Raw genomic sequence first — 13,593 nt, forward strand, 5'->3', positions numbered from 1 at the left:
GGGCAATGGCGGCCTAATGGGGATTAGGCGCCGTAAGTGCCTGCTTGCCCGTATAAAAAACGCGTATAGTCTGCGGGAACGGACCGGATGGTCCGATTGCGGGAAGGGCAGCGCAAATGAGAAATGTCGGGGGCGGCAGGCGGACGATCAGAGGCCTGCTTTTTTGTCTGTTCGCATTGGCGGCGCCTGTCGCGGTGCTCGCGCAGAATACGGCAGCGCCGCAACCGGCCACTCCGCCGCCCGATAAGGTCCGCGAGCTGATCCAGCTGATGAACGAGCCGGATGTCAGGCAATGGCTGACCACGCAGCTCAACCCTCAACCCGCGCCCGCCGGCGATTCCGGGGCGACGGGCAATGACCAGATGTCGGTCCTGTCGGGCATGCTCGGCCATACGCGGCATCACCTGGAGTTGGTCTCCGGCGCCGCGATGACGCTGCCCTACGAGGTGATGACCGCATCCGAAAAGCTGGAGGGCGAGGGCAAGTCGGTCGGCCTCGTGCGCATCATCATCCAGATTGTCCTCCTCTTCTTCCTGGGGCTGGTGGCCGAACTCGCCGTTGCGCGCTTCATCAACACCAAGCATATGCAGCGCACCGAGAAGGCTGCCGGTACCGAGACGGAATTGCAGGCGGCGCGCTTCCAGTTTCTGGGCGGCGTCGTGCCCGCCATCATTCATGGCCTGGTGACGCTCGTTCCGCTTCTGGCCTTCGATTGGCCGCCGGCCATTGAAAATTTCGCCATCGCCTGCGTCATTGCGATGGTATCGATCAGGCTGGCGATCTCCATCGGCAAGCTTGTCATGGAATTGATCGCGATGCGTCGCGCCAACGATGTTCTGGACGAGGATGGCGGCATCGCCCGCATCGCCGAACGGCGACGCGTGGCGACCTACTGGTATCGGCGATGCACGCTGTTTGCCATCTATTTTGCCTGCGGCTGGGCGATCATACAGGCTGTCACGTCGCTGGACTTTTCCGCAGGCGCGCGCGACCTCATCGGTTACACGCTCGGCATCGGCCTGTTTCTGATCGCTACGGCGGCGGTGTGGTCCAGGCCGCTCGCGCTGGAAAAGCGTGGGGCGCGGACGGTTTCCTGGCTGTTGACGATTTTCTTCGTGGCGCTCTGGTGTCTCTGGGTCGCCGGCTTCGACGGCCTTTTGTGGATCGGTATCTATGCGATATTGCTGCCGCGTGTCCTCTCGGTATCCACGCAGGCGATCGAGGCTCTGCACGATGCGGCCGACGGCATTTTCGGCGCAGGCAAGATCGCGGCTGTATTGCTCGACCGTGGCTTGCGGGCGCTCATCATCACCTTTGCGGCTTTGTGGCTCGGCCACATGCTGGGCGTCGAGGCGCATGCGATGATGAGCGGCAGCGAATCGAATGTCGGCCGCGTCGCTCGCGGCATTCTCGGCGGCATCATCATCCTCCTCGTTGCCGATCTCGTCTGGCAGCTGGCGAAAACCTATATCGACGGCAAGGTGATGCAATCGCTTCCCGCCGCCGGAGAATCGGACGAGATGAGGGCGAGCCGCGCCCGGCTGCAAACGCTGCTGCCGATCTTCCGCAATATACTTGCCGTCGTCATCGGCATCATCGCCGTTATGATGGTACTGTCGGGCCTCGGCGTTCAGATCGGTCCGTTGATCGCCGGCGCCGGCGTCGTCGGCGTGGCGGTCGGATTTGGTGCGCAGACCATCGTCAAGGACGTCATCAGCGGCGTCTTCTATCTCTGGGACGATGCCTTTCGTATCGGCGAATATATCGAAAGCGGCCACTACAAGGGCGTGGTGGAGTCCTTCAGCCTGCGCTCCGTCAAGCTGCGCCATCAGCGTGGCCCGCTGGCGACGATCCCCTTCGGCTCGCTCGGTGCGGTCAACAACATGAATCGCGACTGGGCCATCGACAAGATCATCGTCAAGGTCACCTACGATACCGATCTCGTGAAGCTGAAGCGCATCGTCAAGGATATCGGCCAGCGCTTGCTGGAAGACGAGGATCTGAAGCCGAGCATCATTCAGACGCTGAAGATGAAGGGCGTCGAGCAGTTCGGCGATTTCGCGATCGAGATCAGGCTGGCGATCACCGCCAAGCCCAACGAACTCTCGGTCATCCGCCGCAGCGCGCTGGCCCTGATCAAGCAGTCCTTCGACGAAAACGGCATCCAGTTCGCCTTTCCGACCGTACAGGTGGCAAGCGACAAGGATGCCGCGGCTGCCGCTGCCCGGCAGCTTATCGAGATGCGAGCGGCGAACGTGGATGGCGCGCAGCAGGCGAGCTAGAAGCCATAAGACAAGCAATTCCAGGAAAAGTGCGCAGTGTTTTTCCGTCAGGAATTGCGTGAAAACAAAGAGATGGAGCGGCTCAGGGATTCCGTGAACTGCTCTAGATCCTGTTATGGTTTCGGGGCCGCCGTACTGCCGCGCACGATCAGCGTGACATCGATCATCTCGCGTTCGGTTGGTACGGCATCATGAAGAACGGCGCGTACCGCACGCTGCGCAATCTCGGTAAAGGGCTGGGCCATCGTCGTCAGGCCCGGCTCCACCATGCCGCCTTCCGGTACGCCATCGAAACCGATGACGGAGATGTCTTGCGGAACCGAAAGGCCCCGTGCGCGCAGCCAGTTGATCGCCAGCAAGGCGATATTGTCCGACATGGCGAGGATTGCCGTCGGCGGTTCCGACGCGGAAAACAGATAGTCGAGCCCGGCTTCGACGCTTGGCTTGTCGTTAAGCGTCTCAAAGATCGGTACGTCCTTGCGCTCAATTCCGAACGCTTCGAGTGCCTGCCAATAGCCGAGCGCACGATCGCGCGAGGTGGAATACATCGCTCGCCCGATCCCGGCGATGCTGACGGGTCCGACATGGTCGTCCGAAAGCTCGGTCGCGAGCACGCCGAAACGCCTGTGGCCGAGTTCGGCCAGATGCCGGGCCGCGGCGGCGGCACCTCCGAGATTGTCGACGCTGATGGAGGGGATTGAGGCATCTTCATCATTCAGGGCGAGCGCGACGAAGGGCAATTGCCGCTCTCGCGTCAGCTGGACGAGTTTTTCGCCGCCTTCCACGCAGAGCAGGATGAAACCATCGACCAGCGCGCTCTTGATGTTCCAGTCGAGCTTGTGCCGGTCCTTGGCCGAGACCAGGGCAAGACCCGTGCCGCTGGCGTCGCAGACCTCGGATATGGCCGCCAGGAGCGCCCTGGCCCAGGGATCGTTGAAGAAATAGGCAAGCGGCTCGACGACGGCGACGCCGATGGCATTGACCTTTCCGGCCCGCAGCAGACGGCCTGTCAGGCTCGGCCCGGCATAGCCTAACCGCTTGGCCGTCTCAAGCACATGCTCGCGTACCTCTTCGCGCACCACTTCGGGCCGGCTGAAAACATTGGAAGCGGTTCCCTGCGATACGCCCGCCGCCTTGGCGACGTCCGCGAGCCTGATGGTGCCCTTGGCCAATGAATCCTCCATATGTTCCCGACGGATATTAGCAATGAAGTTGTATCGGTTCAATTCTGCTTGACAGTGAGTTTTCGAAGCGTACGATTGAACCGATTCAAGAAAGTAATGTAAGCTGATATTGAATCGATTCAAAAATGAAAGACGAACCGATGCTGACCAATTATCTCTTCAAGGATCTCTACGACGATCGATGGGGCGATCCCTGCAATCCGAATGCCGTCGATCCGCCGTCGCCCGAACATAAGGGCAGGGCCGGCAGGCAGAGCATGCTTCGCCGGTTTGCAGGACTTTTCCGCCGCCGGAAGCGGCCGTCGGCGTGGTCCTTCACGATACCGAGCGAGACATCGGACACCGAAAGCGAAACCAGTGCCGGGCGCAGCACCGGGCTTGAAGACCCGAAGTTCCTCGCGATCGCCAAGGCCCTGTCGCGGAATTGTTAGAGCATTTCCAGGAAAAATGCGTAGCGGTTTTCCGTCCGGAATGCGTAAAGGAGCTCTGGGACAACGTCGCGATGCGCTCCGTCGCCGCGACAGTTTCAGAAGTTTTCCTTGTAGGGGCGTAGGTCGAGCTCCTGCGTCCAGGCCGAAGGATGCTGGCGATGAATGTGCCAGTAGCTCTCGGCGATGGCATCGATGTTCAGCAGCCCATCAGTATCGACATCCGGCCGCCGCGAGCGCAGCCGTTCCCCGTCTATGCCACCGTCGATAATGGTGTGGGCGACATGCAGGCCAAGCGGACCGAACTCGCGCGCCATGCTCTGGCTGATCATTCGCAGACCCGCCTTGGCGGCGGCGAATTGCGCAAAGCCCGCCTTGCCGCGCAGGCTGGCGGAAGCGCCGGTGAAGATCACCGTGCCTCGGCCGAGCGGCGCCAGATGACGCGCCGCCTCACGCCCGACGAGGAAACCGCCGAAGCAGCAGATGCGCCAGAATTCTTCGAACTGAGCGGCCGTCAGATCGCGAAAGCCGATCTGGCGGTTGATGCCGGCATTGAAGACGACCAGATCGGGCAGAGCGATGTCGTCCCGGTCAGTAAAGGCGTGTTCGAACAGCCGGACGACCGCAGCTTCGTCCGTTGCATCTGTTTCGATCGCCTCGGCGCTGCCGCCGGCTGTCTGTATCGCAGCCGCCACCTGGTCGATCTTCACTCCCGTCCGGCCGGCGATGACGACATGATAGCCCTTATCTGCAAGAAGCCGGCAGAGTGCTGCACCCAGACCCTGCTCGGCACCCACTCCGACGATAATGGCGCTTGGAGTACTCATTCGGCCGCTTCCCTGGCATCGAGCGTCGGATAGTCGGTATAGCCCTCGGCACCGCCGCCATAGAAGGTCGGGCGATGATAGGGATTGAGAGGCGCGCCGCGGCGGATGCGCTCCGGCAGATCGGGATTGGCGATGAACAGCCGCCCGAAGGCGATCGCATCGGCATGGCCGGCGGCGAGCATGGCTTCGGCCGTATCCGGTCGGAAATTGCCCGCAGCGATCAGCGTGCCCGACCAGGCGGGCCTAAACAATTCCGCAGCCGACGGCACGTTCTTGTGGTCGACTTCCGCCTGGCCGGCACCGCTGGCGCGCGGCTCGATCAGATGCAGATAGGCGAGGTTTAGCCGGTCCAGCTCGCGAATGACGTGGCCATAGAGACGCAAGGGATCGTCCTCGCCGCTGTCATTGGCAATACCGAAGGGCGAGAGGCGCACGCCGACGCGCTCCGAACCCCAGACTTCGGAAACCGCCTCGACCACTTCCAGCAGCAGTCGCGTGCGGTTGTCGATCGAGCCGCCATATTGGTCGGTGCGCTGGTTCGTACGGGCCTGCAGGAACTGTTCGATCAGATAGCCGTTGGCGCCGTGGATCTCGACGCCGTCAAAGCCGGCCTGTTTCGCATTGGCGGCAGCCTGAGCGTAGACGTCGATCAGAAGCGGCATCAGGTCGATGTCGATCGCCTGTGGCGTCTCGAAAGGCACGCGTTCGAAGGAGGCTGTAAAGGCATCACCCTTGGCGGCGATGGCGGAAGGAGCGATCGGCGGAGCGCCGCCCGGCTGGTGCGAAGAATGGGAAATGCGGCCGACATGCCAGAGCTGCAGAAAGATCTTGCCGCCCTTGCAATGAACAGCGTCCGTCACCGCCTTCCAGCCGGCGATCTGTTCGGCTGTGTGGATGCCGGGCGTTGCCGGCATGCCCTGTCCGGCGCGGGAAATCTGCGAGCCTTCGGAAATGATCAGCCCGCCCTCGCTGGCGCGTTGGGCGTAATATTCAGCGTTCAGTGCCGAGGGCACATTGCCCGGCTGGCTCGCCCGCATCCGGGTCAGCGGCGCCATGACGATGCGATGCGAAAGTTCATAAGGACCAATGGAAAGCGGCGAAAACAAAGTGGCTGTCATAAAATTCTCCTGCCTGGAGCCAAAAATGCTCCCCGGGGCGGAAGGGCCTGTCAGCGGCGATTCGGTCTCGGGAGTTCGAATAAGATGATGGTCATCATTTATTCCAACAATCGGACGTGCGCAACTGAATCTCGTATCAGGCTGGGATTGTTGCGAGAAAGCCGAGCAAGGCGGCGTTGAACTGCGCCGGGCGCTGCAGCGGCGCGAAATGGCTGACGCCGGGCTGCAGGATCAGTTTTGCACCGGGAATGTGCCGCACAAGATAATCGGCATGCTCGCGCTTGATGAATTCGTCATGCTCACTCTGCACGATGGCGACGGGCACATTGATCTGGCCGAGATCGGCGATTGTGTAGTTCGGCTCCGTCCGCTGCATCAGGCCGACAGCCTCGACGAAGGCATCGAACTTGTCCGGCGTGGCCGACAGGGCCGCATAATCCTTCGTGTGGCGCGAGAAGCAGCGCTCGATGACCGGCGTCGCCACGAATTCCTTCGTACCGCTCGGGTCCATGTTGCAGGCAAAGAAGAAGACGCCGGAAACACGCTCCGGATGGGTTTTTCCGAGCACCATGCCGATGCAGGCGCCGTCGCTCCATCCGGCAATGACAGCCTTTTCGATCTTCAGCCTGTCCATGACGGCGAGAACGTCCGAGGCCATGAGCTCGTAGGTGTAAGGCCGCTCGTCCCGCGTGCTGCGCCCATGCCCGCGGCTGTCGACGACGGTAACCTGATGGCCTGCGTCGATGAGCGCAGGCACTTGATAGCCCCAATTACCGCTGTTCCCGAGCCCGCCATGCAGGAGGATCACGGGCGCGCCGCTGCCATAGGAGGCATACCAGATGCGGGCACCATCATGATCGATGTGACGCTCCGTCTCGGTATGCGGCAATGGCGCAGCCCCTTCGGCTTCGAAGCGATGAAGCTCGTCGTCGTGAAATTCCATGCCCACCTCCCATTGCACCGTCTCCTCCCGACAGCCATATGGCGAGACTAGTCGATCCCAACGCGTCTTTTCAACAGGCCGTGGTCATATCGTTGCCAGATGCTCGAAAAGATCGCGGGCCGGCGATGGCAGGTCTTCGAGGGAACGAACGCAGACCGAAAGCTGGCGGGTGGCCCAGCTGTCGGTGAGGCGAAGCGCCGCGATTCTTGCGGATCGGCCGCAGCGACGTGCCGCCGCTTCCGGCACGATGCCAAGGCCGATGCCCCGGCCTGCCATGTCGCAAATGCTTTCGAACGTCCGCATCCGCACGCGCATCTTCAGCCGAGTGCCGAGCCGGGCAGCCTGCGCGTCGATGTGATCCTGCAGCGCGCCGCCGGCAAGTCCAATGAAATGCTCATGCAGGATTTCCATAAAGGCGATGTGCCTTGATGCAGCAAGGGCATGATCGCGAGGCATCACCACCACCAGACGATCGATCGCAAAGGGCCGCAACATCAGGCCCGATGTGTCGACCGCATCCGACAGAACGCCGATCTCGGCCAGCCCGACCGAAACGGCCCGCGCGATCTCGATGCTCTGGCGCTCCTTGAGGTCGATATCGGTTCGCGGGTGCTTTCCCATCCATTCGGCAAGGCGCGGCGGTAGGTATTCGACGATCGCGGCGGTGTTGGCGAGAAGCCGTATGGTCGCGCGCAGGCCGCTTGCATGTTCGCCAAGCTCGCCGCGCATCTGTGTCAGTTGCCGCTGGATCAGCCGGGCATGGTGCGCCAGTGCCTCGCCGGCCGGAGTCGGGCTCACGCCGCGTCGACCGCGCTCCAGAAGCTGCACGCCGCCGTTCGCCTCCATGTCGCGCAGTCGCTCGCTGGCGGCCGGCAGCGAAAGCCCGACATCGGCAGCCCCATGCGTGATGCTGCCGGCATCGACGACGGCAAGGAACAGGCGAAGGTCGGTCAGATCGAAGCGCATGGAGCGCAGACTACCGCATATCCAGCCTTCGGAACAGCCGAAGGCTCACTTCGCATCATCCGCATTGTGCCCACCCTCGTCTCTGCTAGTGAAAGGGAATGATGGATCATTCGATATGGCTCGTCGCGGCGATCTTCGCGACCTTCTTCGTCGCCGGCACGATCAAGGGCGTCACCGGCATGGGGCTACCGACGGTGGCGATGGGAGTTTTGGGCACGCTGATCTCGCCGCTCTCGGCCGCGAGCCTGCTGATCGTGCCTTCCTTCGTCACCAATGTCTGGCAGCTGCTCGCAGGTCCGAGTTTTGGCGCGCTTGCCCGTCGTTTCCTCCTTCTGGTTATTGCCGTGACCGTCGGAACATTCGCCGGCTCATATCTTCTCGCCGGCGGCGATACGCGTCTGACGACCGCTGCGCTGGGTGCGGCGCTCATCGTCTATGCCGGCCATGCTTTGCTCGCCCGTCAACTGCATGTGCCCGCAAGGTTCGAGCCGCTGCTATCGCCGCTCGTCGGCGCGGTCACTGGCCTGCTCACCGGGGCAACTGGCGTCTTCGTCGTGCCGGCGGTGCCCTACCTGCAGTCACTCGGACTGGAGAAGGAGGACCTGATCCAGGCGCTCGGCCTCTCCTTCACCATCTCCACCGTGGCACTCGCCGGAGCGCTCGCCTGGCATGGCGCCTTCCGTATCGACAATCTCGCGCTGTCCACTCTGGCGATCGTCCCGGCGCTTGCCGGCATGTGGGCCGGCCAGATCATCCGCAATCGCGTCAGCCCGGCAACCTTCCGTCGCTGGTTTCTGGTCTGCCTTCTGGTGCTTGGCGCCGAGATGATCGTCAAAGCCGCTTTCTGACACGGTCTCATATTGCCGGGTCGCCCTGTGGGTACCCATATGCTTCCGAGTTTGTTTCAAGTGGGGCCTGACCGATCGATGGAAAGAGAGCAGCAAGAGATTTCCGATGACCACCCGCTTGCTGACGCCTTGCTTGTCGTCGATATGCAGAATGCCTTCGTGCAAGGCCCCAATGCGGTTCCCGGCCATGCCACTTTGACGTCGATGGTCGAGGTCCTGTTGGACAGGGCACGGTCGGCATGGGCGCCGGTGATTTTCCTGCAGAACGATGGTCCGGCCGGTGCGCTGGACGAGCCACTTCAGCCGGGATGGAAGCTCTACTTCCAACCCTTGTCAGGCGAAGTGGTCATTCGGAAGACGAAGGATGATGGTTTCGACGGCACCGACCTGGACGCCATCCTCGCCGCTTTCGATGTGCGTGAACTGGCAGTCTGCGGCGTGCTTTCCGAGATGTGTGTGGCGGCGACGGCGCGGGGAGCGCTTGAGCGCGGCTACGGCGTGCTGCTGCCGCATGACGCGCACGCCACCTATGACGTTCCGGCCGGGCCGGGATCGCAAGATGTGCCCGCCGCCATGGCGGCAAGAGCCGCGGAATGGTCATTGGGAGACGAGATCGGGATCTGCGCCTCCGCGCGCGACGTTCACTTCAGAAAGAGATCCTAGCCAAAGGTCCCGCCACTGCCGGGATGAGGTCGGCTCTTGAAACTCGCGTCGAATCGTAATAATTGAAGTTACATGAAACGCGATAGCCGACTTTCCTCCGTTCTCCATGCCTTGCTCCATATGGCCGAGCAGGATGGACCGCTGACCTCCGAAACCCTGGCGCAATGCATGCACACCAATCCCGTCGTCGTGCGCCGCACCATGGGATTGCTGCGTGAGGTTGGCATCGTCAACTCCAGCAAGGGGCATACAGGCGGCTGGACGATCGCCGCCGATCTGAAAACCGTCACGCTGCGCCAATTGCATGAGGCGCTTGGCGAGCCCGCCGTCTTCGCCATCGGCAATCGCAACGAAACGCCGGAGTGCCTCGTCGAGCAATCGGTCAATTCCGTGCTCGACGATGCTTTTGCGGAGGCCGAGGCCCTGCTGCTCAAGCGCTTCGAAAATGTCACGCTTGCCGATCTCGCCGCCGAATTTGCGCGGCGTCATGCGCATTGGCGCTCAGAAAGGACCTTGTCATGACCCATGACGTCATCGTCATCGGGGGGAGCTACGCCGGAATGGCGGCCGCCCTCCAGCTTCTCCGTGCCCGCCGCAAGGTACTGGTCATCGATGCCGGCAGGCGCCGCAATCGTTTCGCCGAGGAATCCCACGGCTTTCTCGGCCAGGATGGGGTCAATCCCGGCGAGATCGCCCGCAAGGCGCGCGAGCAGCTTTTCGCCTATCCGACATTGAGCTGGATCGAAGGCATGGCCGAACAGGCCGAGGGCGAGAAGGATGCCTTTGTCGTGACCACGGCAGATGGCGCGCGGCATGATGGCCGGCGCCTTCTCTTCGCGACCGGGGTTTCCGATGCCTTGCCCGAGATCGAGGGCCTCGGCGAACGCTGGGGCAAGAGCATCTTCCATTGCCCCTATTGCCATGGCTACGAGCTCGATCAGGGCCGTATCGGCTGCCTCGCCACCGGCCCGATGTCGGTGCATCAGGCGCAACTGCTGCCGGAATGGGGCAAGGTGACGCTCTTCCTCAACGGCAGCTTTGTCCCGGATGAGGCGCAACGCACCGATCTCGCCGCCCGGGGTGTAACGATCGAGGAGGCACCGATCACAAGGCTGGAAGGAAAGGCCGATGTGCGGCTTGCCGATGGACGCCTGCTGCCGTTTGCCGGCCTCTTCACCGCGACGCGCGTGTCGCCCGCAAGCCCGATTGCCGAGCGGCTCGGCTGCGTAATCGAAGAAACGCTGTTCGGCACGCAGATCCAGACCGACGCCATGAAGGAAACCACCGTCTCGGGCGCCTTTGCCTGTGGCGACGTCGCCCGCATCCCGCATTCGGTGTCGCTCGCCGTTGGCGATGGTGCCTGGGCCGGTACGCAGTTGCATCGATCGCTGGTGTTCTGAAGTCAGGGCGGCTCCGATTCGCCGGCGAAGGACATTGTCTAGGGTGTCAGGCAGGCTTGAATGGCGCTTCCGAGCCTGTCGACGATCATCTCTTCTCCCGCCGACTCCATGCTCGGTGAGCCGAGCCCGGCGCGCAGCACTGCAAAGCCCATCACATAGGCCGTGGCAAGGGCTGCCCTCGCTTCGACCGCAGGCCCCGTCAGTTGTTCCGACAGCGGCCTGATGAAGGTCGCATGCAGTGCGGCCGAAAGGATCGGCGCTGCCGTCGGGCTGCCGATAGACCGCAGCAGGAAGGCGAATTCGTCAAAATCCTCCGCATCGGAATGGGCGATCGGCCCCATCAGATGGCGCGCCACGCGCTCGCCCATGCCCTCGATCGGCCCCTCGAAGGCCGGTTCCAGTCCGAAGGCGTCATCCGCGATTATCGTGAACAGCGCTTCCTTGGAGCCGAACAGCCGGGGCACCATTGCCGGATCGACGCCAGCCGCTGCCGCGATCTCGCGCACGCCGACGGCATCGTATCCAGCCCGGGTGAAGGCTGCGCGCGCCGCCGCAAGAATGCGCGCGCGGCTTTCCGCCGCGGAAAGGCGAGGAGTTCGTCTTTCATTATCAACACTCGTTGACATTTCGTTGGTTCGCTTCTATCTGAATCATCAACGAGTGTTGATAACAGAGGCCGACCGATGACTCCAGATACGTCCGCGCATCTCCCCAACAAGATCGTCCTGGTTACGGGTGCCAGTAGCGGCATTGGCCGTGCGACCACGTTGTGCCTTGCTGATGCCGGTGCATATGTCGTCGCGACTGGCAGAGACGACGGTCGATTGACCGCATTGGCTGGTGATCTTGGTTCCAGGGGCGAATATATCCGGACCGACGTTGGGCAACCGGATGATATTGCCCGTCTGGTTGGCGAGGTGGCATCCCGCCACGGCCGCCTGGACGGCCTTGTGGTCAATGCCGGCGTTTCGAATGCACCTGACATCGGCGAACTCGATGTTGGCAGCTATGACCGGCTGATGGATGTGAACGTCAAAGGCGCCGTTTTCACCTTCGTTCATGCATTACCGCTTTTAGCGGATGGCGCCTCGGTGGTCTTCGTAGGTTCCGTTGCCGGGCGCAAGGGCCAACCCGGCGATGCGCTCTATGCCGGAAGCAAGGGCTTCATCCGCGCCTTCGCTCGCAATCTTGGAACGTCACCCGATATCATGGCGCGGCGCATCCGCGTCAATGTGGTTTCGCCTGGCCCGATCGAGACGCGGCTGACGGAAGTGGCCACCGCCGTTCCCGCAATCCGCAGCTATGTCGAGAGGATGATTCCGATGGGACGCTGGGGTAATGTAGAAGAGGTCGCCGAAGCAATCGCCTTCCTGCTCTCGCCCGCCGCAAGCTTCACGACCGGGGCAGAAATTACGGTTGATGGCGGCATGGCCCATGTCTGAAGCTCGAACCATCTGAATTGGACAAGTTGTCTTTATCGGCTGATCGCGACGATCCCGAGCACTGAAGCAATCGTGGCAAGCGCGATTCGCACATCATGGATCATCAACCAGGTATCGAGCCGCGCCGGTACCTGATCCACAGGGATCGATTTCGATGCGAACTGCGCATTGGTCGGCAGGAACCAGGCAAGGGTGACAGCCAGCACTGCGGCGATACAGACGGCCGCTCCAATCCAATACGCCCTTGCCGTTGCCTCGCCCCAGCCCGACCATAGCGATCCGATCAGGCCGATGAGCGTCGGAGCGACGACGAGCGGAATGGTCTGTGTGATGAACTGGCCGTTTTGGCTGAACCAGTCGAGGAAATCTGGGGCTGGAAGGCTTCTCCAGTAGCCGCCAAGCGTCACACCGATCATGAGCATGACGCCGGCAAATGTCGCCGAGCCCGAGATGGCGAGAATATTGAAGAGGAGCCGCATCGGAATTTTCCCTAAGGTCTCTTGAGTTCGATCCAATGGATCCGGGTTCTTGCCGACGCGTGTTCACGCCACGCAGATGCCGGGAACGGCGACCTTCTGGAACAGGTGCGGAGACGCAACGGCCGAGGACGGATAGTGCGAAATCTTTGCCCTGAACTCCGGATGTGTAAACGCGGCGCGGAAATCCGCCATCGTCTCCCATATGGCATAGTTGAGATAGGTCGGGCTTTCGCCGATCGCCCGGTGAAGCTGGGTCGAGATGAAGCCCGGCTGCTGCTTCATGAATGCGGCATCGTCGCGCCATGCCTCGAGAAAGACTTCCTCATCCGCCTTGTCGAGGGTGAAGATGTTCACAAGAACGACGGGGGCGGCATCGATGCCGACTTGCCGCTCTATCGGAAAGTTTGGGTCCATTGGGCGCATGTGAGACATGGCGTGCTCCGTTCAATATGGTTATATGATGTCAATGTGGTGTGGTGCATATCTAGTAAATTGACACCATGATGTCAATTAAATTATATGGTGACAAATGGATGACGCGAAACAAACCGCAGTCGGGAGCGCTTTGACCGGCCTGATTCTCGAGCTGTTCAAACTGCACGGCCGGGTGCTTGCATCCGGTGACAGGCTGGTGGCTCCGCTTGGTCTGACGAGTGCGCGTTGGCAAATTCTGGGTGCCATTATCGCGGCAGGCAGGCCGCAGCCGGTTGCGTGGCTGGCACGCGACATGGGTGCCAATCGCCAGAACATCCAGCGCATCGTCAATGATCTGGAAAAGGAAGGCCTCGTTACCTTCGAGACCAATCCGCATCACCGGCGGGCGCAGCTAGTCGTGCTGACGGATAAAGGCAAGCAAACCTTCGATGCCGCCATGCGGCTGCAGGCGCCATGGGTCAACGAATTGGCGGAAGGGCTTCGGATCGAGGATATCGAAACGATGCGGGATGTCATGCTGGCTCTGCGCAGCAAGCTGGAAAGAAGCGGGGAGGCGGAAGAACAGGACTGACCGCTTC

The 13,593-nt window shown here is 61.8% G+C and carries 16 protein-coding genes; 8 read left to right on the forward strand and 8 right to left on the reverse strand.

What is annotated here, in order from left to right; all coding sequences use genetic code 11:
• Positions 1-116 precede the first annotated feature (116 nt).
• Positions 117-2,282, forward strand: coding sequence for a mechanosensitive ion channel family protein (locus AC13Q5_RS31280; RefSeq protein ID WP_488504303.1), 2,166 nt, complete (start codon positions 117-119; stop codon positions 2,280-2,282).
• A gap of 113 nt (positions 2,283-2,395) precedes the next feature.
• Here the strand turns inward: AC13Q5_RS31280 and AC13Q5_RS31285 are convergent, their stop codons facing one another.
• Positions 2,396-3,454 carry a LacI family DNA-binding transcriptional regulator gene (locus AC13Q5_RS31285; protein ID WP_488504304.1) on the reverse strand — a complete coding sequence of 353 codons (1,059 nt, stop codon included), beginning with the start codon at positions 3,452-3,454 and terminating at the stop codon, positions 2,396-2,398.
• 137 nt (positions 3,455-3,591) lie between these two features.
• Here AC13Q5_RS31285 and AC13Q5_RS31290 point away from each other — a divergent pair, with 137 nt between their 5' ends.
• Positions 3,592-3,897 carry a hypothetical protein gene (locus AC13Q5_RS31290; RefSeq protein ID WP_488504305.1) on the forward strand — a complete coding sequence of 102 codons (306 nt, stop codon included), beginning with the start codon at positions 3,592-3,594 and terminating at the stop codon, positions 3,895-3,897.
• A 95-nt stretch (positions 3,898-3,992) separates the two neighbouring features.
• Here AC13Q5_RS31290 and AC13Q5_RS31295 read toward each other — a convergent pair whose 3' ends face one another.
• From AC13Q5_RS31295 to AC13Q5_RS31310, 4 genes are all read right to left on the reverse strand, one after another.
• Positions 3,993-4,721, reverse strand: coding sequence for an SDR family NAD(P)-dependent oxidoreductase (locus AC13Q5_RS31295; RefSeq protein ID WP_488504306.1), 729 nt, complete (start codon positions 4,719-4,721; stop codon positions 3,993-3,995).
• On the reverse strand, positions 4,718-5,839 hold the full coding sequence (locus AC13Q5_RS31300) for an alkene reductase (protein WP_075856414.1): 1,122 nt from the start codon (positions 5,837-5,839) through the stop codon (positions 4,718-4,720). Before AC13Q5_RS31300 ends, AC13Q5_RS31295 begins: the two co-directional genes overlap by 4 nt.
• A gap of 136 nt (positions 5,840-5,975) precedes the next feature.
• Positions 5,976-6,782: an alpha/beta fold hydrolase gene (locus tag AC13Q5_RS31305; RefSeq protein WP_488504307.1), complete on the reverse strand. Its 807-nt coding sequence runs from the start codon at positions 6,780-6,782 to the stop codon at positions 5,976-5,978.
• Between the two features lie 84 nt (positions 6,783-6,866).
• Positions 6,867-7,748: a LysR family transcriptional regulator gene (locus AC13Q5_RS31310; protein WP_488504308.1), complete on the reverse strand. Its 882-nt coding sequence runs from the start codon at positions 7,746-7,748 to the stop codon at positions 6,867-6,869.
• Positions 7,749-7,846: 98 nt separating this feature from the next.
• Here AC13Q5_RS31310 and AC13Q5_RS31315 point away from each other — a divergent pair, with 98 nt between their 5' ends.
• From AC13Q5_RS31315 to AC13Q5_RS31330, 4 genes are all read left to right on the forward strand, one after another.
• The gene (locus AC13Q5_RS31315) at positions 7,847-8,596 is read left to right on the forward strand and encodes a sulfite exporter TauE/SafE family protein (RefSeq protein ID WP_488504309.1); all 750 of its coding nucleotides are present in this window, start codon (positions 7,847-7,849) and stop codon (positions 8,594-8,596) included.
• Between the two features lie 78 nt (positions 8,597-8,674).
• A complete protein-coding gene (locus AC13Q5_RS31320) occupies positions 8,675-9,259 on the forward strand; it encodes an isochorismatase family protein (RefSeq protein WP_488504310.1) in 585 nt (194 codons plus the stop codon).
• A 72-nt stretch (positions 9,260-9,331) separates the two neighbouring features.
• Entirely contained in the window at positions 9,332-9,781 is a 450-nt protein-coding gene (locus AC13Q5_RS31325; RefSeq protein ID WP_075856409.1) for an RrF2 family transcriptional regulator, read from the forward strand.
• On the forward strand, positions 9,778-10,659 hold the full coding sequence (locus AC13Q5_RS31330) for an NAD(P)/FAD-dependent oxidoreductase (RefSeq protein ID WP_488504311.1): 882 nt from the start codon (positions 9,778-9,780) through the stop codon (positions 10,657-10,659). The genes AC13Q5_RS31325 and AC13Q5_RS31330 overlap by 4 nt, the downstream gene beginning before the upstream one ends.
• 38 nt (positions 10,660-10,697) lie before the next feature.
• Here the strand turns inward: AC13Q5_RS31330 and AC13Q5_RS31335 are convergent, their stop codons facing one another.
• Positions 10,698-11,285, reverse strand: a complete 588-nt coding sequence (locus tag AC13Q5_RS31335; RefSeq protein ID WP_457880963.1) for a TetR/AcrR family transcriptional regulator — start codon at positions 11,283-11,285, stop codon at positions 10,698-10,700.
• 57 nt (positions 11,286-11,342) lie between these two features.
• Between AC13Q5_RS31335 and AC13Q5_RS31340 the strand changes: the two genes are divergently transcribed.
• A complete protein-coding gene (locus tag AC13Q5_RS31340; protein ID WP_488504312.1) occupies positions 11,343-12,101 on the forward strand; it encodes an SDR family NAD(P)-dependent oxidoreductase in 759 nt (252 codons plus the stop codon).
• A 32-nt stretch (positions 12,102-12,133) separates the two neighbouring features.
• Here AC13Q5_RS31340 and AC13Q5_RS31345 read toward each other — a convergent pair whose 3' ends face one another.
• Together AC13Q5_RS31345 and AC13Q5_RS31350 are read right to left on the reverse strand one after the other, a co-directional pair.
• A complete protein-coding gene (locus AC13Q5_RS31345) occupies positions 12,134-12,580 on the reverse strand; it encodes an anthrone oxygenase family protein (protein ID WP_488504313.1) in 447 nt (148 codons plus the stop codon).
• A gap of 63 nt (positions 12,581-12,643) precedes the next feature.
• Positions 12,644-13,012 carry an antibiotic biosynthesis monooxygenase family protein gene (locus AC13Q5_RS31350; RefSeq protein ID WP_075856404.1) on the reverse strand — a complete coding sequence of 123 codons (369 nt, stop codon included), beginning with the start codon at positions 13,010-13,012 and terminating at the stop codon, positions 12,644-12,646.
• A gap of 97 nt (positions 13,013-13,109) precedes the next feature.
• Between AC13Q5_RS31350 and AC13Q5_RS31355 the strand changes: the two genes are divergently transcribed.
• Positions 13,110-13,586: a MarR family winged helix-turn-helix transcriptional regulator gene (locus AC13Q5_RS31355; protein ID WP_488504314.1), complete on the forward strand. Its 477-nt coding sequence runs from the start codon at positions 13,110-13,112 to the stop codon at positions 13,584-13,586.
• Positions 13,587-13,593 lie beyond the last annotated feature (7 nt).

The sequence above is a fragment of the Martinezella sp. CNPSo 3964 genome (genome assembly GCF_057784375.1).

What these genes read in the sequence shown, in the direction of transcription:
- AC13Q5_RS31290 (WP_488504305.1), top strand. Translation starts at nt 3,592, where the DNA reads ATGAAAGACGAACCGATGCTGACCAATTATCTCTTCAAGGATCTCTAC.
- AC13Q5_RS31355 (WP_488504314.1), top strand. Translation starts at nt 13,110, where the DNA reads ATGGATGACGCGAAACAAACCGCAGTCGGGAGCGCTTTGACCGGCCTG.
- AC13Q5_RS31300 (WP_075856414.1), bottom strand. Translation starts at nt 5,839, where the DNA reads ATGACAGCCACTTTGTTTTCGCCGCTTTCCATTGGTCCTTATGAACTT.
- AC13Q5_RS31345 (WP_488504313.1), bottom strand. Translation starts at nt 12,580, where the DNA reads ATGCGGCTCCTCTTCAATATTCTCGCCATCTCGGGCTCGGCGACATTT.
- AC13Q5_RS31315 (WP_488504309.1), top strand. Translation starts at nt 7,847, where the DNA reads ATGATGGATCATTCGATATGGCTCGTCGCGGCGATCTTCGCGACCTTC.
- AC13Q5_RS31350 (WP_075856404.1), bottom strand. Translation starts at nt 13,012, where the DNA reads ATGTCTCACATGCGCCCAATGGACCCAAACTTTCCGATAGAGCGGCAA.
- AC13Q5_RS31340 (WP_488504312.1), top strand. Translation starts at nt 11,343, where the DNA reads ATGACTCCAGATACGTCCGCGCATCTCCCCAACAAGATCGTCCTGGTT.
- AC13Q5_RS31335 (WP_457880963.1), bottom strand. Translation starts at nt 11,285, where the DNA reads ATGTCAACGAGTGTTGATAATGAAAGACGAACTCCTCGCCTTTCCGCG.
- AC13Q5_RS31320 (WP_488504310.1), top strand. Translation starts at nt 8,675, where the DNA reads ATGGAAAGAGAGCAGCAAGAGATTTCCGATGACCACCCGCTTGCTGAC.
- AC13Q5_RS31280 (WP_488504303.1), top strand. Translation starts at nt 117, where the DNA reads ATGAGAAATGTCGGGGGCGGCAGGCGGACGATCAGAGGCCTGCTTTTT.
- AC13Q5_RS31325 (WP_075856409.1), top strand. Translation starts at nt 9,332, where the DNA reads ATGAAACGCGATAGCCGACTTTCCTCCGTTCTCCATGCCTTGCTCCAT.
- AC13Q5_RS31305 (WP_488504307.1), bottom strand. Translation starts at nt 6,782, where the DNA reads ATGGAATTTCACGACGACGAGCTTCATCGCTTCGAAGCCGAAGGGGCT.
- AC13Q5_RS31330 (WP_488504311.1), top strand. Translation starts at nt 9,778, where the DNA reads ATGACCCATGACGTCATCGTCATCGGGGGGAGCTACGCCGGAATGGCG.
- AC13Q5_RS31310 (WP_488504308.1), bottom strand. Translation starts at nt 7,748, where the DNA reads ATGCGCTTCGATCTGACCGACCTTCGCCTGTTCCTTGCCGTCGTCGAT.
- AC13Q5_RS31295 (WP_488504306.1), bottom strand. Translation starts at nt 4,721, where the DNA reads ATGAGTACTCCAAGCGCCATTATCGTCGGAGTGGGTGCCGAGCAGGGT.